This is a genomic window from Burkholderia sp. BCC0097, assembly GCF_902832985.1.
Lineage (GTDB): Bacteria > Pseudomonadota > Gammaproteobacteria > Burkholderiales > Burkholderiaceae > Burkholderia > Burkholderia orbicola.
Map to the genome: position 1 here is coordinate 258,288 of NZ_CADFDM010000008.1, position 20,168 is coordinate 278,455.

22 protein-coding genes are annotated in these 20,168 nt (G+C 66.8%); 8 read left to right on the plus strand and 14 right to left on the minus strand.

What is annotated here, in order from left to right; all coding sequences use genetic code 11:
- Positions 1–10 precede the first annotated feature (10 nt).
- Positions 11–1,171: an adenosyl-hopene transferase HpnH gene (gene hpnH, locus HWX07_RS27085; RefSeq protein WP_011548880.1), complete on the plus strand. Its 1,161-nt coding sequence runs from the start codon at positions 11–13 to the stop codon at positions 1,169–1,171.
- 157 nt (positions 1,172–1,328) lie between these two features.
- On the opposite strand, the gene HWX07_RS27090 is transcribed toward hpnH, so the two are convergent.
- Both HWX07_RS27090 and HWX07_RS27095 read right to left on the minus strand, forming a co-directional pair.
- On the minus strand, positions 1,329–1,589 hold the full coding sequence (locus HWX07_RS27090; protein WP_175878347.1) for a hypothetical protein: 261 nt from the start codon (positions 1,587–1,589) through the stop codon (positions 1,329–1,331).
- Between the two features lie 170 nt (positions 1,590–1,759).
- The gene (locus HWX07_RS27095; protein WP_175878433.1) at positions 1,760–2,239 is read right to left on the minus strand and encodes a hypothetical protein; all 480 of its coding nucleotides are present in this window, start codon (positions 2,237–2,239) and stop codon (positions 1,760–1,762) included.
- Positions 2,240–2,328: 89 nt separating this feature from the next.
- Between HWX07_RS27095 and HWX07_RS27100 the strand changes: the two genes are divergently transcribed.
- A complete protein-coding gene (locus HWX07_RS27100) occupies positions 2,329–3,381 on the plus strand; it encodes an RNA-guided endonuclease TnpB family protein (protein ID WP_175878348.1) in 1,053 nt (350 codons plus the stop codon).
- A 240-nt stretch (positions 3,382–3,621) separates the two neighbouring features.
- Here HWX07_RS27100 and HWX07_RS27105 read toward each other — a convergent pair whose 3' ends face one another.
- Both HWX07_RS27105 and HWX07_RS27110 read right to left on the minus strand, forming a co-directional pair.
- Positions 3,622–3,999: a hypothetical protein gene (locus HWX07_RS27105; protein ID WP_175878349.1), complete on the minus strand. Its 378-nt coding sequence runs from the start codon at positions 3,997–3,999 to the stop codon at positions 3,622–3,624.
- A 137-nt stretch (positions 4,000–4,136) separates the two neighbouring features.
- Positions 4,137–4,313 carry a hypothetical protein gene (locus HWX07_RS27110; RefSeq protein WP_175777868.1) on the minus strand — a complete coding sequence of 59 codons (177 nt, stop codon included), beginning with the start codon at positions 4,311–4,313 and terminating at the stop codon, positions 4,137–4,139.
- Positions 4,314–4,489: 176 nt separating this feature from the next.
- Between HWX07_RS27110 and HWX07_RS27115 the strand changes: the two genes are divergently transcribed.
- The 3 genes from HWX07_RS27115 to HWX07_RS27125 all read left to right on the plus strand — a co-directional run bounded on the left by HWX07_RS27115 (position 4,490) and on the right by HWX07_RS27125 (position 6,805).
- On the plus strand, positions 4,490–4,843 hold the full coding sequence (locus HWX07_RS27115) for a DOPA 4,5-dioxygenase family protein (RefSeq protein WP_011548877.1): 354 nt from the start codon (positions 4,490–4,492) through the stop codon (positions 4,841–4,843).
- A gap of 118 nt (positions 4,844–4,961) precedes the next feature.
- A complete protein-coding gene (locus HWX07_RS27120; RefSeq protein ID WP_175878350.1) occupies positions 4,962–5,402 on the plus strand; it encodes a nuclear transport factor 2 family protein in 441 nt (146 codons plus the stop codon).
- On the plus strand, positions 5,399–6,805 hold the full coding sequence (locus tag HWX07_RS27125; RefSeq protein ID WP_175878351.1) for an MFS transporter: 1,407 nt from the start codon (positions 5,399–5,401) through the stop codon (positions 6,803–6,805). Before HWX07_RS27120 ends, HWX07_RS27125 begins: the two co-directional genes overlap by 4 nt.
- Before the next feature lie 63 nt (positions 6,806–6,868).
- Here HWX07_RS27125 and HWX07_RS27130 read toward each other — a convergent pair whose 3' ends face one another.
- The 3 genes from HWX07_RS27130 to HWX07_RS27140 form a co-directional block, all read right to left on the minus strand.
- On the minus strand, positions 6,869–7,489 hold the full coding sequence (locus HWX07_RS27130) for a hemolysin III family protein (RefSeq protein WP_124466898.1): 621 nt from the start codon (positions 7,487–7,489) through the stop codon (positions 6,869–6,871).
- Positions 7,490–7,696: 207 nt separating this feature from the next.
- Entirely contained in the window at positions 7,697–7,903 is a 207-nt protein-coding gene (locus HWX07_RS27135) for a YbdD/YjiX family protein (protein ID WP_006480280.1), read from the minus strand.
- 12 nt (positions 7,904–7,915) lie between these two features.
- On the minus strand, positions 7,916–9,994 hold the full coding sequence (locus tag HWX07_RS27140) for a carbon starvation CstA family protein (protein WP_175878352.1): 2,079 nt from the start codon (positions 9,992–9,994) through the stop codon (positions 7,916–7,918).
- Positions 9,995–10,263: 269 nt separating this feature from the next.
- On the opposite strand from HWX07_RS27140, the gene dapF reads away from it, so the two are divergent.
- Positions 10,264–11,073, plus strand: coding sequence for a diaminopimelate epimerase (gene dapF, locus HWX07_RS27145; RefSeq protein WP_175878353.1), 810 nt, complete (start codon positions 10,264–10,266; stop codon positions 11,071–11,073).
- A 97-nt stretch (positions 11,074–11,170) separates the two neighbouring features.
- Here dapF and HWX07_RS27150 read toward each other — a convergent pair whose 3' ends face one another.
- The 3 genes from HWX07_RS27150 to HWX07_RS27160 form a co-directional block, all read right to left on the minus strand.
- A complete protein-coding gene (locus HWX07_RS27150) occupies positions 11,171–11,599 on the minus strand; it encodes a PRC-barrel domain-containing protein (RefSeq protein ID WP_006480270.1) in 429 nt (142 codons plus the stop codon).
- Between the two features lie 392 nt (positions 11,600–11,991).
- The gene (locus HWX07_RS27155; RefSeq protein WP_124698830.1) at positions 11,992–13,122 is read right to left on the minus strand and encodes a 3-deoxy-7-phosphoheptulonate synthase; all 1,131 of its coding nucleotides are present in this window, start codon (positions 13,120–13,122) and stop codon (positions 11,992–11,994) included.
- Positions 13,123–13,312: 190 nt separating this feature from the next.
- On the minus strand, positions 13,313–14,635 hold the full coding sequence (locus HWX07_RS27160; protein ID WP_175878354.1) for a lipase family protein: 1,323 nt from the start codon (positions 14,633–14,635) through the stop codon (positions 13,313–13,315).
- Positions 14,636–15,038: 403 nt separating this feature from the next.
- On the opposite strand from HWX07_RS27160, the gene HWX07_RS27165 reads away from it, so the two are divergent.
- A complete protein-coding gene (locus HWX07_RS27165) occupies positions 15,039–15,593 on the plus strand; it encodes a hypothetical protein (protein ID WP_175878355.1) in 555 nt (184 codons plus the stop codon).
- Between the two features lie 156 nt (positions 15,594–15,749).
- On the opposite strand, the gene HWX07_RS27170 is transcribed toward HWX07_RS27165, so the two are convergent.
- Entirely contained in the window at positions 15,750–16,460 is a 711-nt protein-coding gene (locus tag HWX07_RS27170) for a YceH family protein (protein ID WP_175878356.1), read from the minus strand.
- Between the two features lie 405 nt (positions 16,461–16,865).
- Between HWX07_RS27170 and HWX07_RS27175 the strand changes: the two genes are divergently transcribed.
- Positions 16,866–17,627: an SDR family oxidoreductase gene (locus tag HWX07_RS27175; RefSeq protein ID WP_175878357.1), complete on the plus strand. Its 762-nt coding sequence runs from the start codon at positions 16,866–16,868 to the stop codon at positions 17,625–17,627.
- Between the two features lie 17 nt (positions 17,628–17,644).
- Here the strand turns inward: HWX07_RS27175 and HWX07_RS27180 are convergent, their stop codons facing one another.
- The 3 genes from HWX07_RS27180 to HWX07_RS27190 are packed head-to-tail and all read right to left on the minus strand — an operon-like array spanning position 17,645 to position 20,074.
- A complete protein-coding gene (locus tag HWX07_RS27180; protein ID WP_175878358.1) occupies positions 17,645–18,349 on the minus strand; it encodes an MOSC domain-containing protein in 705 nt (234 codons plus the stop codon).
- A complete protein-coding gene (locus tag HWX07_RS27185) occupies positions 18,346–19,242 on the minus strand; it encodes a dihydrodipicolinate synthase family protein (RefSeq protein ID WP_175878359.1) in 897 nt (298 codons plus the stop codon). The genes HWX07_RS27180 and HWX07_RS27185 overlap by 4 nt, the downstream gene beginning before the upstream one ends.
- 49 nt (positions 19,243–19,291) lie before the next feature.
- Entirely contained in the window at positions 19,292–20,074 is a 783-nt protein-coding gene (locus HWX07_RS27190) for an aldolase (RefSeq protein WP_175878360.1), read from the minus strand.
- Positions 20,075–20,168: the final 94 nt, after the last annotated feature.

The window sequence follows — 20,168 nt, forward strand, 5'->3', positions numbered from 1 at the left end:
AGGACATCCCTTGTCTATTCCGCTGCTCCAGCAAGTCCGTGTCGGCGCCTACATCGTGCGCCAGCACCTGTCCGGCAACAAACGCTATCCGCTCGCGCTGATGCTCGAGCCGCTGTTCCGCTGCAACCTCGCGTGCAACGGCTGCGGCAAGATCGATTATCCGGATCCGATCCTGAACCAGCGCCTGTCCGTCGAGGAATGCCTGCAGGCCGTCGACGAGTGCGGCGCGCCCGTCGTGTCGATCGCCGGCGGCGAGCCGCTGCTCCACAAGGACATGCCGGAAATCGTCAAGGGCATCATGAAGCGCAAGAAGTTCGTGTACCTGTGCACGAACGCGCTGCTGATGGAAAAGAAGATGGACGACTACCAGCCGAGCCCGTATTTCGTCTGGTCGGTCCACCTCGACGGCGACAAGGAAGCGCACGATCACTCGGTGTCGCAGGAAGGCGTGTACGACAAGGCCGTCGCGGCGATCAAGGAAGCGAAGCGCCGCGGCTTCCGCGTGAACATCAACTGCACGCTGTTCAACGATGCGGTGCCGGAGCGCGTCGCGAAGTTCTTCGACACGCTGGGCCCGATCGGCGTCGACGGCATCACCGTGTCGCCGGGCTACGCGTACGAGCGCGCGCCGGATCAGCAGCACTTCCTGAACCGCGACAAGACGAAGAACCTGTTCCGCGAAATCCTGAAGCGCGGCGAAGGCGGCAAGCGCTGGTCGTTCAGCCAGTCGTCGCTGTTCCTCGACTTCCTGGCCGGCAACCAGACGTACAAGTGCACGCCGTGGGGCAACCCGGCGCGTACGGTGTTCGGCTGGCAGAAGCCGTGCTACCTGGTCGGCGAAGGTTACGTGAAGACCTTCAAGGAACTGATGGAAACGACCGAGTGGGACAACTACGGCGTCGGCAACTACGAGAAGTGCGCGGACTGCATGGTCCACTGCGGCTTCGAAGCGACGGCCGTGATGGACACGATCTCGAACCCGCTGAAGGCGCTGCGCGTGAGCCGCAAGGGCATCAAGACCGACGGCCCGTTCGCACCGGACATCTCGATCGCGAAGCAGCGTCCGGCCGAGTACGTGTTCTCGCGCCACGTCGAGATCAAGCTCGAGGAAATCCAGCGCGCCGGCAAGGGCAAGCTGCAGAAGCCGGCGAAGTCGGCAACGGCCGCTTAAGTCGCGCGTCGCGCCGCGAGAAGGTTCGCGCCTTCGCAGCGGCTCGAATCGACAAAGCGCCACGGAGCTCACTCGCTCCGTGGCGCTTTTTGTTTTGACGGACGCCGTGTGACGCACAGCGCTTGCGCGCCTGCGTGCGGGGGCGAACGTCGGTTGCCTAGCTTCGCGACTCCGCTGCGGCGATCAGTTGCCAGGCGGTCGGCCCCGGATCGAGCAGCGGGTCGGACGGCGGATCGAGATCGTGCGGATGCGCTTCCTCGGACGGCAACGTCTGCCATTTCGCGATGCCGATTTCGTCGCCGCATACGGTGCACCGATAGATGCCCGCCACCGTCACCTTGCTGCCCGGCGGCAGATTCTCGCTGAATGCGCGGCCACTTCCGCACGTGAAGTAGCCGCCGCTCCTGTATAGCGCCATCGCTCCTCCTGACCGAAACGAATGCGTTCGCGTCGACACGCATGATCGCCGCAAACGCGAGGATGGATCCTCGTCGCCCGGACTCGCCGGGTTCCCAGTCAAGTCATTAGACGGCGCGCGGCCGCGCGATGGAATCGGACGCGTATGAAACACGGCCCGTGGGTGGCCCCTCAATGCAGAACGGCCGGCTCCCGCATCTTCGCCGCGGCCTGCGCGACGATCCCCGGCTGTTCGGCGCAAGCGAACGTGCACACATGACGCCACAGCTCGGCCAGCCGATGCCGCGTGAGCGTCGCGACGCACGCGTCGTTCGCGGCAAGCACGCGTTCGAGCACCGCGCATTCGTCGTCGTGCAGCGTCCACGCACCGCTTTGCGCGGCGCGCGCCACACTCGCGTCCAGCACGCGCTCCGCGTCGACGCACAGGTCGATGGTCGCGTCGGGAGAGACCGCATCGTCGAGCGCGAGGAACACCAGGAACACGCTCGTGCGCAGCCGCATCAGCAGCGTTTCGCTACCGTGCTCGCCGCGCAGCGCGACCAGCGCCATGTGGCATTTCAGCGAGATGTCGCGGGCATGCGCGGGTGGCAGCGGCAGCAGCCATTCGCGCGTCAACGGCGGATGGCGACGGCCTTTTCGGGCGGCCTTCATCAGTTGCTCCGAGAAACCCCGTCCTTCAGGACGGGGAGGAAAGGAATGCTGTTGACAGGCAGCTTCTTCCACGGGTTAGGATCACCGGCATGATTCTTGTCTACCGCTACCGCGTGAAGTCGCTCAACGGACTGCTTAACAAGCAGAGCCGCGCGGTGAACTACGTCTGGAACTTCTGCAACGACACGCAGAAGCACGCGCTCAAGTGGGGCAAGAAGTGGCCTACAGGATTCGACCTGAACGTGCTGACGACCGGCAGCAGCAAGGAACTCGGCATTCACTCCGGCACGGTCAACGCGACGTGCGAGCAATACGCGAAGTCGCGCAGTCAGCGTCGACGCCCGTACCTGCGCTATCGCGGCAGGAAGTCGCTGGGCTGGGTGCCGCTGAAGGGCCGCGACCTGAAGCGCGAAGGCGAAGCGTTTCGCTTCGCCGGGAACACCTTCCGCGTGTTCAACAGTCGACCGCTTCCCGAAGGCAAGATCAAGGACGGGACCAACTTTGCGCAGGATGCACGCGGCAACTGGTTTCTCAACATCGTGATCGAGATGCCTGATGTGCAGGCCCGCCCGATCCGTTCCGGTGTGGGAATCGACCTCGGCCTGAAAGACTTCGCCACACTTTCGACGGGCGAGAAACTGCCCAATGACCCGTTCGGTCGACGAGCGGCGGAAAAGCTGGCGAAAGCGCAACGGGCGCGAAAGCACAAGCGGCATATCGCGAAGCTGTACGCCAAGGTGGCGAACGCCCGTGCCGATTTCCAGCACAAGCTCGCGCTCGATCTGGTGCGGCGTTTCGATTACATCGCGGTCGGCAACGTGTCGGCCGCGAAACTTGCCAGAACCAGGATGGCGAAGAGCGTCTACGACGCATCCTGGTCGTCCTTCCGAAACAAGCTCCGTTACAAGGCGATCGCGCACGGGGCCACGTTCGAGGAAGTCGACGAAAGGGGTTCCACCCAGTCCTGTTCGGCGTGCGGATCGAAAGACAGCACGACGCGGCCGAAAGGTATCGCGGGACTGAGAATAAGAGAGTGGGCCTGCAGTGACTGTGGTGTCGAGCATGATCGAGATACCAACGCTGCGTTGAACATTCTCCGATGCGGACGTGCATCGCCAGGTGTGGGAATCCTCTCCCTTTAGGGAGAGGAGGACGTCAAGATTCGCCCTCGCTCGCGGATGCGCCGTCCGCCGCCGCTCCAGGCCACGTGCTGCGGCAGACGACGGCGCCGCGGCCCGCGTCGCGCGGGCTGTTCGGCCAGCGCCGCATGCCGTGCATATCGGCGCGCCGTCGCGTCGCGCCCGCTTCCGGCAGCCTGCGTATCGCCGGCGCACGCCACACGCTGGACAATCGGTTCGGGCATGCCATGTTCGTCTCCTGCATCAAAACGTGTTCTCGCCCTTCAGGTAGTACGCGGTTTTCACGAAGAACGCCTTCACCGGATGGCCGCTCTGCGCGTCGCGGGCCGCCCGCGCTTCCATCGCGGCCTTCTCGTCGCGCCACCGGTCGGGCATCGGGTTGTACACGCGCTCGAGCGCACGCTGCATCGCGAGCGGATAGTTCTGGTTGCCGGCCGTCGTCGCGCGATAGCCGGCACGCGTCATCTGCATCAGCTGCACATCGGTTTCGGCACGCGCCGCCGACCACGTCAACGGCGCGGCATGCGGGATGTCGCCGGCGCCGATCGACTGCGCGAAGCTGACGGCCGGCAGCGCAGCGAGTGCGCAGGAAAGAACGGCAACGGGAACGAGGGATCGCATAGTGGCCTCCAGATGGTTGTCCCCGCATCGATCCATCATCGATGCGTTGAAATCATCGTATGTCGGGCCGCATCCCGCTTGAATAGCCGAATCCGCAATTGTTATTTTCAGGTGCGGCATTCGGCGTGCAGGCCGCATCATTCGCGAATCCCTTCGAAATGGAATTTCTTTATTTCATTCAACGATCTGATCGGATTTTTACCGGCATCCGATGCGGCGCACATACCGCTCTTTCCATTTCCGAAATGACGTGTTGCCGGTGCGATCGCGGCCGGCGCGCCTGCCCACAAGGCTTCTGGCGTGATATCGCGCATGCGGATAGCGCCGACGCGATTTCGTCGGGTCGTTCGATTCTTCTGATGCAGGACAAATCACTCGCATCGGCGTGCAGGATCGGGACACGACGCAAGCGGCAAGGACGCGCGATAATCACGCATCGGCCGTTTCGCAGGGCCTCTCACGCATTCTTCATTTTTAATCGAGTTTCTTCATGGCTGCCCTCGACACTACCGCCATCGACAGCTGGCACGCGCACGTCTATTTCGATGCGGCGAGCCGCGACGCGGCCTGGGCGTTTCGCCAGGTCGTCGACGCGCGGTTCGGCGCGGTCATCGAACTCGGCCGCTTTCATGAACGCCTCGTCGGCCCGCATCCGGCCTGGTCGTACCAGATCGCATTCGACGCCGCGCGCTTCGACGACATCGTGCCGTGGCTCGTGCTGAACCACGGCGCGCTCGACATCTTCCTGCATCCGAATACGCACGACGAACTGCGCGACCATCGCGATTGCGCGGTGTGGATCGGCAAGTCGTATACGCTGAATCTCGACGCGCTGGCCGGCTAAGGGCCGACGCCCGACCGCCTTCGCCACGGCAGGGCATCCACGTTTCGGGTCGACGTGAAACGTCCCGCGGCGGCGCGCCCCTACAGTGGTTTCCGTGATCGACTTCCGGAAACCCGCCATGGCACCCGCCAACACCGACGCCGCCGCCCGGCGCATCCATGAAGACTGGCACGCCGCCGTCGTCGCCCGCGACTTCGACGCGCTGATGTCGCTGTATGCCGACGACGCGGTGCTCGAAACGCCGCTCGTCGTCGCCACGCTGCCCGAACACGGCTCGGGCGTGCTGCACGGCAAGGCCGCGATCGGCGCATTCTTCGCGGCCGGCCTGCGCAATCCGGACAACAAACTCGGGCGCTGGTACCGGACCGGCTTGTTCTTCTCGAACGGCCGCCAGCTCGTCTGGGAATACCCGCGCGCAACGCCGGACGGCGATCAGGTCGATCTCGTCGAGGTAATGGACCTGCGCGACGGGTTGATCGCGCATCACCGCGTGTACTGGGGATGGGTCGGGTTCAATGCGTTGCGGGCCGCCGCCTCGCCATCGCCCGAACGCGCATGACGGCCGCCGTACCGGATCGGGCCGCCGCACGCCGCGTGCTCGCGGCGACCTGCGTGAGCTACATGCTCGTGCTGCTCGATGCGTCGATCGTCAACGTCGCGCTCACCGACATCGCGCACACGTTCGGCAGCCGCGTGGCCGGTCTGCAATGGATAGTGAACGCTTACACGCTCGCGTTCGCGAGCCTGCTGCTGACGGGCGGCACGCTCGGCGACCGGCTCGGCGATCGCACCGTCTATGTGGCGGGGCTGGCCGTCTTCGTCGCCGCGTCGGCCCTGTGCGGCATCGCGCCGACCTTGCCGGCGCTCGCGGTCGCCCGCGCGTTGCAAGGCATCGGCAGCGCGATGCTGGTGCCCTGCTCGCTGGCGCTGATCAACCGCACGTTCCCCGAGCCGGCCGCGCGCGCGTCGGCGATCAGCCTGTGGATGGGCTGCGGCGGCATCGCGATGGCGTCCGGTCCGCTGATCGGCGGCTTGCTGATCGATCTGTTCGGCTGGCGCAGCCTCTTCTTCGTGAACCTGCCGCTCGGGCTCGCCGGCATCTGGCTCGGCCGAACGGTCACGCGCGCCGCCGTCGATCGGTCGCGGCAGTTCGACTGGGGCGGTCAGGCGGCGGCCGTCGTCGCGATCGGGGCGCTGATCGGCACGCTGATCGAAGGCCCGTCGCTCGGCTGGCGCTCGGCGCCGATCGTCGGCGGCGCGGTGGCCAGCGTCGTGGCGTGGATCGCCTTCATCGCGATCGAGGCGCGGCGCCGCGAACCGATGCTGCCGCTCGCGTTCTTCCGCAACCGGCTGTTCGCGGGTTCCACGTTCGTGTCGATGGCGTCGGCGTTCGTGTTCTACGGTTTGCTGTTCGTGCTCAGCCTGTTCTATCGGCAGGTTCGCGGCGCCAGTCCGCTCGATACGGGGCTCGCGTTCCTGCCGATGACCGCGATGGTCGCGCTCGGCGGCCTCATCTCGGGGCGGGTCGTTGCACGCTTCGGCGCGCGCGGGACCATGTGCGCGGCGTTCGCGCTCTACGCGGCGGGCGCGCTGGGGATGACGGCCATCGGCGCGGCGACGCCCGCGTGGCTCGCCGTCGCGCCGATGCTCGCGATCGGCTTCGCATCGGGATTCATCTCGCCGGCCGCGACGTCGCCGGCGCTCGGGACGATCGACCGGCAGCGCGCCGGCGTGGCGGCAGCCGTGCTGAACGCAGCACGGCAAAGCGGATCGGCGCTCGGCGTCGCGATCTTCGGCGCGTGCATCGCGACGCTGCAACCGTTCCCGGTGGCGATGCGGGTGGTGCTGGCGTTGGCGGCCGGATTGTCGGTGCTCGCCGCGGCAACGTGGTGGCTGACGGTGCAGGCAGCGCCGGCACCCGCCGCAACGACCGCCCTTCCGCGAGCCGCCGCGCGCCGATAGCGCCTTCCCCGGCGGGCACACCGCTCGCCTGGGGCTACCTGCCGGCTCGACGCCCCATGCCGCTCACGCGACATACATCGCGACACTGACGAACTGGCACAGGCTGCCGGCCAGCACGAACAGGTGCCAGATACCGTGCCCGTGGCGGATGCGTTCGTCGTTGATGAAGAAGTAGATCCCCGCGCTGTAGATCACGCCGCCGGCCACGAGCCACGCGGTGCCGATCGGCGGCAGCGCATGGATCAGCGGCCGCACGGCGACGAGCGCCAGCCAGCCCATCAGCACGTAGAGGATCATCGACAGCAGGCGCGTTCGTCGCCCGAGCGTCAGCTCCTGCACGATGCCGAATACGGCGAGCCCCCAGCTCACGCCGAACAGCGACCAGCCCCACGGGCCGCGCAGCGTGACCAGCGTGAACGGCGTATAGCTGCCGGCGATCAGCAGGTAGATCGCCGCATGATCGCATTTCTGCAGGATCGCCTTCACGCGCGGGTTGCGCACGCTGTGATACGCCGTCGAGATCGCGTAGAGCAGGATCAGCATCGCGCCGTACACGCTGAAGCTCACCACCTTGTACGGGTCGCCCTCGAGCGCGCCCATCGTCACGAGCGCGACGAGACCGGCCACCGACAGCACCGCGCCGACGAGATGGGAAATGCTGTTGAAACGCTCACCGACATGCACGACGTGTTCTCCTGCGGTCCATCGGGAAAAGAAAGTGCCCTAATGATACCGGCGGCCGGACGCCGCCGCGCTGCGCCCGGGCAAACGGCACGCGAGCACCGTGCGATGCGCGCCGCCGGCCCGCCAAAGAAAAAGCGCCGTGACATCCGTCGCGGCGCTTTCGTTTCGATACCGGGCTGATTCGTCAGGTCATCGCAACGGCCCGGTTCAGCAACACTTCCCCGCTCCCGACCCGTACCGCGCATTCTGACGCTCGCGGAAGAATTCCTCGTACGTCATCGGCTCGCGGTCCGGATGGGTTTCACGCATGTGCGCGACGTAGGTGTCGTAGTCGGGCAGGCCGACCATCAGCCGCAACGCCTGCCCGAGGTAACGCCCCGCGCTGCGCAGGTCGCTGCCAAGATCGCTGAACATCGCGGCCTCCCCTCAACGTCCGCTGCCGAGCGCCTGCGCGGCCGGCATCGCTTCGTACGGCGTCTCGCGCACCGTCGGCTTCGATTCGCGGCGCGCGCGCAGCACGGCGATCACGCCGTACACCGCGATCGCCACGACGACGAAGATGAACAGCCCGGCCAGCGCCGCATCGATGTAGTCGTTGAAGATGATCCGCTTCATCTGCGCGATCGACTTCGCCGGCGCGAGCACCTTGCCTTCGTCCACCGCGGCCTGCAGCTTCGCGGCGTGCGCGAGGAAGCTGACCTTCGGGTTCGCGTCGAAAATCTTCTGCCAGCCGGCCGTCAGCGTGCAGATCAAGAGCCATGCGGTCGGCACCATCGTGACCCACGCGTAGCGCTCGCGCTTCATCTTGAACAGCACGACGGTGCCGAGCACCAGCGCGATCGCGGCGAGCATCTGGTTCGAGATGCCGAACAGCGGCCACAGCGTGTTGATCCCGCCGAGCGGATCGACCACGCCCTGGTACAGGAAGTAGCCCCACGCGGCCACGCACAGCGCGGTGGCGACGAGGTTCGCGGGCAGCGACTCGGTGCGCTTGAGCGCCGGGTGGAACGTGCCGAGCAGATCCTGCAGCATGAAGCGGCCCGCACGCGTGCCCGCGTCGACGGCCGTCAGGATGAACAGCGCCTCGAACAGGATCGCGAAGTGATACCAGAACGCCATCATCGCTTCGCCGCCGATCACCTGGTGCAGGATGTGCGCCATGCCGACGGCCAGCGTCGGCGCGCCGCCCGCACGCGCGATGATCGTCGTTTCGCCGACGGCCTTGGCCGTCTGCGTGAGCATGTCGGGCGTCAGCACGAAGCCCCATTGCGTGACGGTGTTCGCGACCGCCTCCGGCGTCGAGCCGAGCACGGCGGCCGGCGCGTTCATCGCGAAGTAGATGCCCGGTTCGATCACGCACGCGGCGACCAGCGCCATGATCGCGACGAACGATTCCATCAGCATCGCGCCGTAACCGATGAAGCGCGCGTTGGTTTCGTTGTCGATCAGCTTCGGCGTCGTGCCCGACGAGATCAGCGCGTGGAAGCCCGACACCGCGCCGCACGCGATCGTGATGAACAGGAACGGGAACAGGTTGCCCGACCACACCGGGCCCGAGCCGTCGACGAACTTCGTCAGCGCGGGCATCTTCAGTTCCGGTGCGACGACCAGGATGCCGATCGCGAGGCCGAGGATCGTGCCGATCTTCAGGAACGTCGACAGGTAGTCGCGCGGCGCGAGCAGCAGCCACACCGGCAGCACCGATGCGACGAAGCCATAGCCGATCAGGATCCACGTGAGCTGCGTGCCGCTGAACGTGAACCATGCGGCCACCGTCGGCGAGGCGGCCACGTTCTGGCCGAACGCGATCGCCGCCATCAACCCGATGAAGCCGATGACCGACACTTCGCCGATGCGGCCCGGACGGATGTAGCGCGTATAGACGCCCATGAACAGCGCGATCGGAATCGTCGCGGCGACGGTGAACGTACCCCACGGCGAATTGGTCAGCGCCTTCACGACGATCAGCGCGAGCACCGCGAGGATGATCACCATGATCAGGAACGCGCCGAACAGCGCGATCACGCCGGGCACCGTGCCGAGCTCCATCTTGACGAGGTCGCCGAGCGAACGGCCGTCGCGACGCGTCGAGATGAACAGCACGATGAAATCCTGCACCGCGCCGGCGAACACGACGCCGGCCAGGATCCACAGCATGCCGGGCGTGTAGCCCATCTGCGCGGCGAGCACCGGGCCGACGAGCGGCCCGGCGCCGGCGATCGCGGCGAAGTGATGGCCGAACAGCACGTACTTGTTGGTCGGCACGTAGTCGAGGCCGTCGTTGTACTTGACCGCCGGCGTCATCCGCAGCCCGTCGAGCTGCATGACCTTGCTGGCGATGAAACGGCTGTAGAAGCGATACGCGATCAGATACACGCAGACTGCGGCGATCACGATCCAGAGGGCACTGACGCGCTCGCCGTGCGCGAGTGCGATGGTGCCGAATGCGAACGCGCCGAGCAGCGCGACCGCGATCCAGAGCAGGGTACTGGAAGCCCGATTCATGGCGTCTCCTGGTCTCCAATGTGTTTTTGAGTGGATGCGGCGAGGGGCCGAACCCGCGTGACGTCGATGCGTCGTGCCGCAGCCTCGCGGAGACCGCGGCGATGGGCCGTAGTATTCCGCGCGACGGGGGCCGCTTACAAGCGGATAACTACGTATGAGGATCTACGTAGAATTACGTAGATCGTTGGCGCGTGCGCGCCGTAGGGCGACGATTGCCCGCGACCGGCGAGCCACGTACAGTATTTGCCTGCCCCCACTCCGGAACCCCCATGCCGATCGCATTTCAGAAGATGAACGCGAATGGCGATGATTTCGTCATCGTCGACCTGCGCGGTCAGGAACACGATCGCGCGCATCCCGTCGACGGCGACCTCGTACGGCGCATGGGCGATCGGCATCGCGGCATCGGCTTCAACCAGCTCGCGGTGATCTCGGACGGCGACGACGCGGCCGCGCGCGTCGCGTTCTGGAATTCCGACGGCTCGACGCTCGATACCTGCGGCAGCGCGACGCGCGGCGTCGCGTGGAAGCTGATGCGGGAAACCGGTGCGACATCGGTCGTGCTGCGCACGAATCGCGGGCGCCTGCACTGTTCGCAGGATGCGGACGGGCTGATCAAGGTCGAAATGGGCGCACCGCGGCTCGACTGGCAGGACGTGCCGGTCTCGGAGGCCGTCGACACGCTCGTGCTGCCGCTGCCCGGTGCGCCGGCCGCGTGCAGCATGGGCAATCCGCACTGCACGTTCTTCGTCGACGATCTCCGCGCGATCGACGTCGCGGCGCTCGGCCCGGCGATCGAAGCGCATCCGCTGTTTCCGCTAAAGACCAACGTGCATTTCGTTCAGGTCATCGATCGCACGCATATCCGTCTACGCATCTGGGAACGTGGCGGCGGCGTGCCGCTCGGCTCCGGCTCGTGTTCGTGCGGCGCCGTGGTCAACGGTATCCGGCGCGGGCTGCTCGACGATACGGTGCGGGTGACCTGCGACGGCGGCGACGTCACCGTTCAATGGGACGGCGCCGGCAGCATGTTCCTGAGCGGGCCCGTGACGTTCGGGTTCAGCGGGGTGTGGCTGTGATGACCGACGACGCGGACGCGCTGATCGCAAACGAAAACGCAAACAAAAAAGCGGCGCCCGCCGCATCGCGCAACGGGCGCCGCATCGATACGACGGATCAGTGCTTTTCGTCGACCTTCTTCGGCTTCGGCGGCGACGGCACCTTCGCGTACTGGAACGCCGGCGTGGCCTTCAGCGCTTCCTTGGTCGCACCCGGCAGGTAGATGTTGCCGTTGCGCACGTCGAGCGACGCGATCGGCACCGCGACGTCGTGCGCGGCCACGCCGAGGAAACCGCCGGCCGACACGATCGCGGCGGACACCGAGCCGTCCGGCGCGACGATCAGGTCGCGCACCTTGCCGACTTTCTGGTTCTCGTCGTTGTACACGGTCTTGCCGAGCACGCTCTTCTTCACGCTCCAGCCTTCGAGCAGCGCTTGCGATTGCTCGACGGTCACGCTGATCGGCTGAGCGCCCGCGATCTGCGCGTGCGCGCTGACGCTGGAGGCGAGGACGGTTGCTGCGATGAGGGTCTTGTAGAACTTCATATGTGTTGCACTCCGGTTCGGTTGTTGTTGATTCCGGGACGAAGCGGCGGGACGCAACGGCCGATCGGTGGCCGCCCCGCGGATGGCCGCGCTTCGTCGGTCACGTGGCGGCCGGCCGCGCCGCCATGACATGTGTGCGTGGCGGGCCGGCATGGCCGGACCGCAGCGTGCAACACGTCCTTCATGGTAGCGGCATTCGCCGGATCGTGCGTTCAGGGTGCAACGTGGCAGGTGGGGCGAGCCGGATCAAGATCAATGATCGTGCAGACGGATGGGGCACGCGGCGGGGAAAGATGCCGCCGCGGCCTGTCGATCAGGACAACCCCACAGACGGGCACCCGATCTTGGTGGCGCATCGAACAACGCGGCAATCGCCGCGCCGCCACGCCGCATCACGCGTTGCGCGAATACACCCTGCGATGCCGCACCGCCTCCGCCAGCACGTCGAGCACCGGCTCCGTCTGCGCCCAGCTCAGGCAAGCATCGGTGATCGACACGCCATACTGCAACGGCACACCCGGCTTCAGATCCTGCCTGCCGGCCTCGAGATGGCTCTCCACCATCACGCCGACGATCCGGTGCTCGCCCTGCCCCAATTGCCGCGCGAGATCCTGCGCCACCTCGATCTGCCGCTCGTGCGACTTGTTCGAGTTCGCATGCGAGCAGTCGACCATCACCTGCTCGCGCAAGCCGGCCTTGCGCAGCACCGCGCAACTCGCTTCAACGTGCTCGGCATCGTAGTTCGGGCCGTTCTTGCCGCCGCGCAGGATCACGTGCGCATCGTCGTTGCCGCGCGTCTCGAAGATCGCGGCCATCCCCATCTTCGTCATCCCCATGAACGCATGGCTCGCCGCCGCGGCGACGATCGCGTCCGACGCGACCTGCACGCCGCCGTCGGTGCCGTTCTTGAAGCCGATCGGACAGCTCAGCCCCGACGCAAGCTGGCGGTGGCTCTGGCTCTCGGTCGTGCGCGCGCCGATCGCGCCCCACGCGATCAGGTCGGCGATGTACTGCGGGCTCAGCAGGTCGAGGAATTCGGTCGACGCCGGCAGGCCGAGCGCGTTGATGTCGAGCAGCAGTTGCCGCGCGGCGCGCAGCCCTTCGTTGATGCGGAAGCTGCCGTCGAGGCGCGGATCGTTGATGTAGCCCTTCCAGCCGACCGTCGTGCGCGGCTTCTCGAAGTACACGCGCATCGTGATCAGCAGGTCGTCCTTCAACGCGTCGGCGGCGGCCTTCAGGCGGCGCGCGTAATCGAGCGCCTGGTCGTGATCGTGGATCGAGCACGGGCCGACGACGAGCAGAAGCCGGTCGTCGCGACCGTGCAGGATGTCGCCGATCGCGCGGCGCGTATCCTCGACGAGCGTCTGCGTGGCGGCCGGCACCGGCAGTTCGTCGAGCAGCAGCGCGGGCGAAATCAGCGGACGCACGGCGCCGATGCGGACATCGTCGATGCGCGTGGTGTCCTGCGTCGCGTCGGCGCTGCCTACCTCGCGATCGTGGGAAGGATTGTCGAGGTTCTGCATGGTGATTCTCCGGGGGACGTCTGTCTGTAATGACGGGCAGGCTCGATTATGGCACCCGGAGGAGGGCGCGGCGGGTTACGGCGGGGGAATGCGGGCGACGGCCGCCGCAGTCACGCGGCCGACGTCGAACGAGGCAAAAAGGCGACCCGCCAAGGGGTCGCCCGACCGTTTGCCGCATTGCGCGGCGTGGCTAGTGCCGCGTCTCGGGCGCGAGCGAGTGGCTCGGCAGCAGCGACGTCAGCCAGCAATTGTTCGGCGCGGCCTTGCCGTTGAAGCGATCGTAGAGCCACGGCAGCATGCCGGCCACCCACGGCACGATCGCGCCCGCGTGTTCGAGCGGATATTCGGAGTACGTGACCGCCGTGCCGCTCGCGCAAAACTTCTGCGCCAGCGCGCGCACGTCGTACGCCAGCATCACGCCGTCGCCCACCTGGCTGCTGAAGGTGCCGTCCAGCGCGCCCGCGGTGCCCTGGCCGATGAACATCGGAATCGTCGGCGACGCGGCCAGCCCCGCGTTCACCTTGTTCGCATAGGTGACGTACACCGGAATGCTGTTGATGTCGTTCGCGTATTGCGGCTTGAACAGCGTGCCCCAGCGCAACCCCGTGTACTTCGGCAGGATGTACGCGAGCGACTGGCTCTGGATGTCCTTGAACACGGCGACGCCCGTCTCGCTGAGATACGGCGTCAGGTCGAAGTTGTAGCCGCGTGACAACCCGGCCAGCGCGGCCGCGGCGACGCCGCCCCACACGATGCTGCCGTCGACGTAACGCAGGTTGTGCGCCGGATCGACCAGCACGCCGCCCTCCGCCGCGCCGACGAGCTGCCGGTTGACGTCGGGCGCGTAGCTCGGCGCGAGTTGCGCGGCCCAGTTCGTCGCGATCGCGCCGCCGGAATAGCCGATCATCGCGACCTTGCTCGACGGGCTCAGCCCGGTCGACGGCGTATTGAGCGCGGCGCGAATCGAATCGAGCGTCGTCATCCCGTATTCGGGGCCGGCCGCGAAATCGGCCGTCTGGCCCTCGGTATCGGGCACGATGATGTTGTAGCCGAGCAGCAGCAGCGTCGACAGCGGAATCGATTCCGCGCTGTACAGCAACGTGCCGACGTTGATGACCTTGGTCACGTCGCGATCGCCGGCGATCACCTGCGACGGTTCGTCGTACGGGTTCAGCGAATCGTAGGCCGACTGGTACGAGATCGCGTGGCCGTTGCTGACCGGGCTGCGGATCACGGAGGTCACGTTGACGACCGGCTGGTTCAGCGCGTTGCTGGTGCGATACAGCAATTGCTGCGCGGTCACCGCGGTCGGAATGCCGGCCACGTGATAGGTGACGTTGCGCGTCCTGATCACGGTGCCCGGTGGAACCGATGCCAGCGGCGTGGTGCCGGTGTACGTGTAGAACGGATCGGAGACGGCTGGTGCCGCGGCGCGGGCCGGCGGTGCCGTGACGGCCAGTGCGGCCGACACCGCGGCCGCAGCCGCGGCAATCATGAAACGTCTGGAGGACATGGGTGGAGGCCCCTGGGATACCCTGCTTTCATCGAAGGAAATTCGGCGGTGTTGCAGACCATCGCGATTGCCGCTTCAACAGCGTTTCGGTGCCATCGACTGTCTCCTGTAAATGAATGATCCGGTTTGTTCCGGTTCTGTAATTTAGTAGGACTGCAAATCTGATTTATTGAAGCACAACGAGAATGCGTTCGAGGCGCGTTTTCGCTTGTTTGAAGGTAAACGTCTAAACCGGTTGCCACGCGAGGTCGGCAGCCCGGCCATTCGGCCGAGTGTTCGCGTTGGAGGGAAGTCCCGTAGGATCACCGTTGTCCGGTACCGAAGCGGCACGTCGTGCGACGCCGGTCGCTTCGCACACCGCTTGCCTGCGACCGATCGTTTCCTGCCCAACCGACACGCCACGATGACCGTCTCCGAACTGCTCCGCGCCATCCGCCAACCCTATGTCGACCTGCTCGCGAAGGCGACCGCGCAACCGGCGGTCGTCGTCGAACCGGCCTACCGGCGGGCCGACGGCACGCTGGCCACCGAAGGCCCGCTCGCGCTGCCGTGCCGCGCCGACACCATCGCGACCGAAGGCGAGGCGGCCGGCCAGCCCGCGATGGTCGATTCGGCCACGCAGCTGGATTTCGAGCCGTTCGCATTCGAACTCGAAACGGCGGCCGTGTCGATCCAGCCGTTCGTGTGGGACTGGGCGGCGGTCGAGGCCGACGGTCTCGACGAAAGCACCGCGAACGACACGTTCAAGACGTGGTTCCTCGCGTGGTTCGACGCGGACGACGAGAACACACCGGCCGAGGACGGGCTGCACGGCATCGTTCACTACCTGTCGGAACCGGTTCGCACGGAACAGGGCTGGCGCATCCACGCGGATCTCGGTTCCGCGCCGGAGACGGCCGTCGAGGATCTGCTGTTCCGGCTAGTCGACGCGGGCGCGACGCGGATCAGTGTTGGTTGATATGCGTCTTCATCGTTCGCGCACCGTCATGAAAGCCATTCGGTTATCGCCGTGATGCGCAGGTTGATCCGAAGCGCGTACGCGGTACCTCGCCCGGCGTCGAGCAGAAGTAACGCGGCGGTGCGCGCGCACCGCCGTCATTGCATCAGGAAGCGATCACGACGCGTCGCCCGGCACGTCGACGTCGATGCCCAATTCGCTCGCCATCCGTTGAACCAGCGCATTCAGGCGCGCCACTTCGTCCGCGAGGCGTTTCTGTTCGGCCTTCAGCGCTTCGAATTCGGACGGCGGCACCGAATCCGCGCCACCGCCTGCATCCGCGCTCGCGAAATCGGCCATGTTCACTTCGCCGCACATCAGGTGCATCCAGCGGTTCTCGCGCGCACCCGGCGCACGCGGCAGCCGGACGACGAGCGGCTGCGCGCGCGCGGCGAGTTCGTCGAGGAACGCCTCGACCGACGAGATATCCGCGAAGCCGTGCAGGCGCGCACTGTTCAGGCGCAGCTCGGCGGCCGTCTGCGGGCCGCGCAGCAGCAGGATCGTCAGCAGCGCGATCGCCTGGCTCGGGATGCCGAGCACGCGGTTCATGTTGTGCTCGAAACGCGGCACGCGGCTGCTGCTGCCCTCCATCACGAGGCTCAGGCGCTTCAGCTCGTCGAGCGCGGTCGTGACTTCGTCCTCGCTGACGTTCATCACCGGCGAGCGCGCGGTTTTCTGGTTGCAGCCCGCGGTCAGCGCGTTCAGCGATAGCGGGTAGGTATCCGGCACCGTGTGCTGTTTCTCGACGAGCACGCCGAGAATGCGGGCCTCGAGAGGCGTGAGTTCGCGAAGGGCGCGGGGCGTGGGCGTATCCGGCGTGGTGTTCATGAGTGGTGTCGCAGCGTGCAGCAGGTGAAGGGAAACGATCGCGGCCCGTACGGCATCGCGCACGGGCGAGCCATATGATAGCTCGCGACACGCGGCCCGGCGCCGCTCGCCACACCGGCGCGCGCGTGCCGCAGCGGGCTTTCGTCCGACGTAGCGGCGCACGCGGTAGCGTGTAGCGCATCGCTGCGATGCGCGTGCGCGGCACCGCAGCTTCATCCTTCGCGCGCGCAGGGCGTTTGCGCGATGCGCATGCCGGCGCTACGATAGACGTTCATCCCGATATCAGCGGCGCCGCACACGACCGCCTTCACACGCCGATACCACGCAGCACCCGCGTTGAATGCGCTGCCGCCGTGCCTACGCGCCGCTCGTCAAATCCGTTCACCCCCTCACCCGTTCACCACCATGACTGCATCTTCTTCCGCACCCGTGCGCGCCATCGTCACCGGACACACCCGCGGCGTCGGCGCGGCGCTCGCCGAACAACTGCTGCAGGAAGGCATCGCCGTGCTCGGCGTGTCGCGCAGCCGTCATCCGTCGCTCGCGTCGCAGGCCGGCGAGCGCCTTACCGAAGTCGAACTCGACCTGTCGGACTCGAAGACCATCGCGAGCTGGCTGGCCGGCGACACGCTGCGCCGCTTCGTCGACGGCGCGTCGCTCGTGCTGCTGTTCAACAACGCGGGCATCGTCGACCCGATCGGCCCGCTCGCCGCGCAGGACCCGGCGATCGTCGCCCGTGCGGTCGGCCTGAACGTCGCCGCGCCGCTGATGCTGTCGGCCGCGCTCGCGCAAGCCGCCTCGGCCGCGACCGAATGCCGGATCGTGCACCTGTCGAGCGGCGCGGCGCGCAACGCGTATGCCGGCTGGAGCGTCTACTGCGCGACCAAGGCCGCGCTCGATCATCATGCGCGCGCGGTCGCGCTCGACGCGAACGGCGCGCTGCGGATCTGCAGCGTCGCACCGGGCGTCGTCGATACCGGCATGCAGGCCACGATCCGCGCGACCGGCGAAGACAACTTCCCGATGCGCGAGAAATTCGACCAGTTGAAGTCGAGCGGCGCGCTCGCCACGCCCGAGGCCACCGCCCGGCAACTGATCGGCTATGCGCTGAGCGACGCATTCGGTACCGAGCCGACGGCCGACGTGCGCAACCTGCCGACGAAGTAAGCGCCGGACGCGGCCCGTCATCCTTCGAGCCGCTTCGTCCAGTCCTCGACCTGCCGCCCGGTCCGGCGCTTTTCGAGCATCGTGCGCCAGCCGGGCGGCAGCAGCGGCACGTCGCACAACGCATCCAGCGCGGCCATGTCGAGCGTGCGTCGATACAGCACGTCGAGCACCGTCGACAGCCGCCATTCCGGGTAGTGGCGCGCATGCAGCGCCAGCATATCGCCCGCTTCCACCCAGCCTTCCTGCAGCACGCGGTAGTGCCAGCCGGGCCGGCCGCTGCGCTGCACGAGCGCCGCCATGCGCGGATGATCGAAGCGCGCGTTGAGCTTCCAGCACGGCTGCCGCGACTGCGACACCTGAAGCATCGCGCCGCCCAGCGTGAACACATCGCCGAGGCACACGTCGTGCTCGGTGATGCCGCGCGTCGACAGGTTCTCGCCGAACGCGCCCGGCCTGGCGAGCACGTCGCGCGCGCCGATCTGCGCGGCCCACCACGGATAGTGATCGTACGCATAGTGGTGAACGGCCTTGTCGGGGCCGCCGTGATGCCGCGCGTCGGCGTGCTCGTCGCCGGCAAAGCCGAGCGCGCCCAGCCACAGGCGTGCGCCCACCGGCTGCTTGTCGATCGCGCTCGCGTGCGGCGTGCCGGCGAGCGGGCGGCTCGCGCCGATCCGCACCGCGCCGATGGCGACCGAGATCGCCGGCCGTGCGTCGTCGCTCATGCCGCCACACCGTCCGGCAGCGCCGCGAGCAACCGCTCGAGTTCGCGCGTGCGTGCGTCGCCGAGCGGCAGCAGCGGCCGCCGTGGTTCGCCGGCATCGAAGCCGCGCAGCCTCAGCCCGGCCTTCACGGTCACCGGCAACCCGCCGTTGACGATGAACTGCAGCAACGGCAACTGCGCGTGAAAGACCGATCGGGCGCGGGCGAGGTCGCCCGCGCACATCGCGTCGAACAACGCGAGCGGCAACGCGGCATTCAGGTTCGGCGCGGCCGTGCACCATCCGGCCGCGCCCGCGGCCAGCGCGGCGAGCGCCATCGGATTGCTGCCGTTGTAGAACGGGATCGTGCCGTCGCTCAATTGCGCGAGCCGGTGCATCCGGCCGATGTCGCCGGTGCTTTCCTTCACCATCGTCACGTTGTCGACCGTCCGGCAGATCGTCGCGATCAGTTCGGGCGACATGTCGACGCCGCTCGTCGCCGGGTTGTTGTACAGCATGATCGGGATGCCGATCGCGTCGCCGATCGCACGGTAGTGCGCGACGATCTCGTCGTTGCCGAGCTTCCAGTACGACACCGGCAGCACCATCACCGCATCGGCGCCGGCCTGTTCGGCGACGCGGGCACGACGCACCGCGCCGGCCGTGGTGAGATCGGAAATTCCGACGACGGTCGGCACGCGCCGGCGCACCGCGCGAATCGACGCGGTAGCGACGGCCTCCCATTCGGCGTCGGACAGGTAGGCACTTTCGCCGGTACTGCCCAGCGGCGCGATCGCGTGAACGCCGTCGGCGATCAGGCGATCGATCAGCGCATCGAGCGCTGTCAGGTCGACGCCGCCGTCGGCGGAGAACGGCGTGACCGGGTAGGCAATGATGCCTTTCAGCAGGATGGACACGATTGGTATTCCTCAATAATTGTCTAAAAAACCGGAACCGCACACTCGCTTACGCGACGCAATCCCGATGCGTACGCAAGGCGCGGCGCGCGTAGTATTCGAACGTCACCGCATCGCGCTTCGGCTTCGAGATCCAGTCGTGCGCTTCGCGCGCCAGCGCCGGCGGCACCGGTTTGATCTCGCCTGCCGACATCGCGAGCAGTTGCAGCTTCGCGGCGCGTTCGATCAGCAACGCGAGCATGCACGCTTCCTCGATCGTCTTGCCGACCACGAGCTGGCCGTGATGCGACAGCAGGATCGCGCGCTTGCTGCCGAGCGCCTTCGAGATGATCTCGCCCTCCTCGTTGCCGACCGGCACGCCCGGCCACTCCTTCAGGAACGCACAGTCGTCGTACAGCGGACAGGTATCCATATGCGACACGACGAGCGGCTGTTCGAGCATCGACAGCGCCGCGACATGCGCGGGATGCGTATGGATGATGCAGTTCACGTCCGGGCGCTCGCGATAAATCCACGTATGGAACCGGTTGGCCGGGTTCGGAATGCCTTCGCCGTCGACGACGTCGAGATCCTCGTTGACGCGCAGCAGGTTCGCGGCCGAGATCTCGTCGAAGCCGAGCCCGAGCCGCTGCGTGTAGTACGTGCCGGACTCGTCCGCGCGGCAGGTGATCTGCCCGGCCAGGCCCGAGTCATGACCAGCGTCGAACAAAATCCGGCACGTCAGCGCGAGCCTTTGCCGCGCGGACCAGCCGCTGTCGCCCACCGCGTTTTCCAGACGCCGCTGCGCCAGCGCGACCAGCGCTTCCTTCGTCAAATTCAGCGTTTCCGCCATGTTCGCCTCCTGAATGAACCCGGTCTGCCGCGCCGTCCGCGGCCGTTTCCCCGATCACGTAGGACACACAATACACTTAATGACACACTGTGTC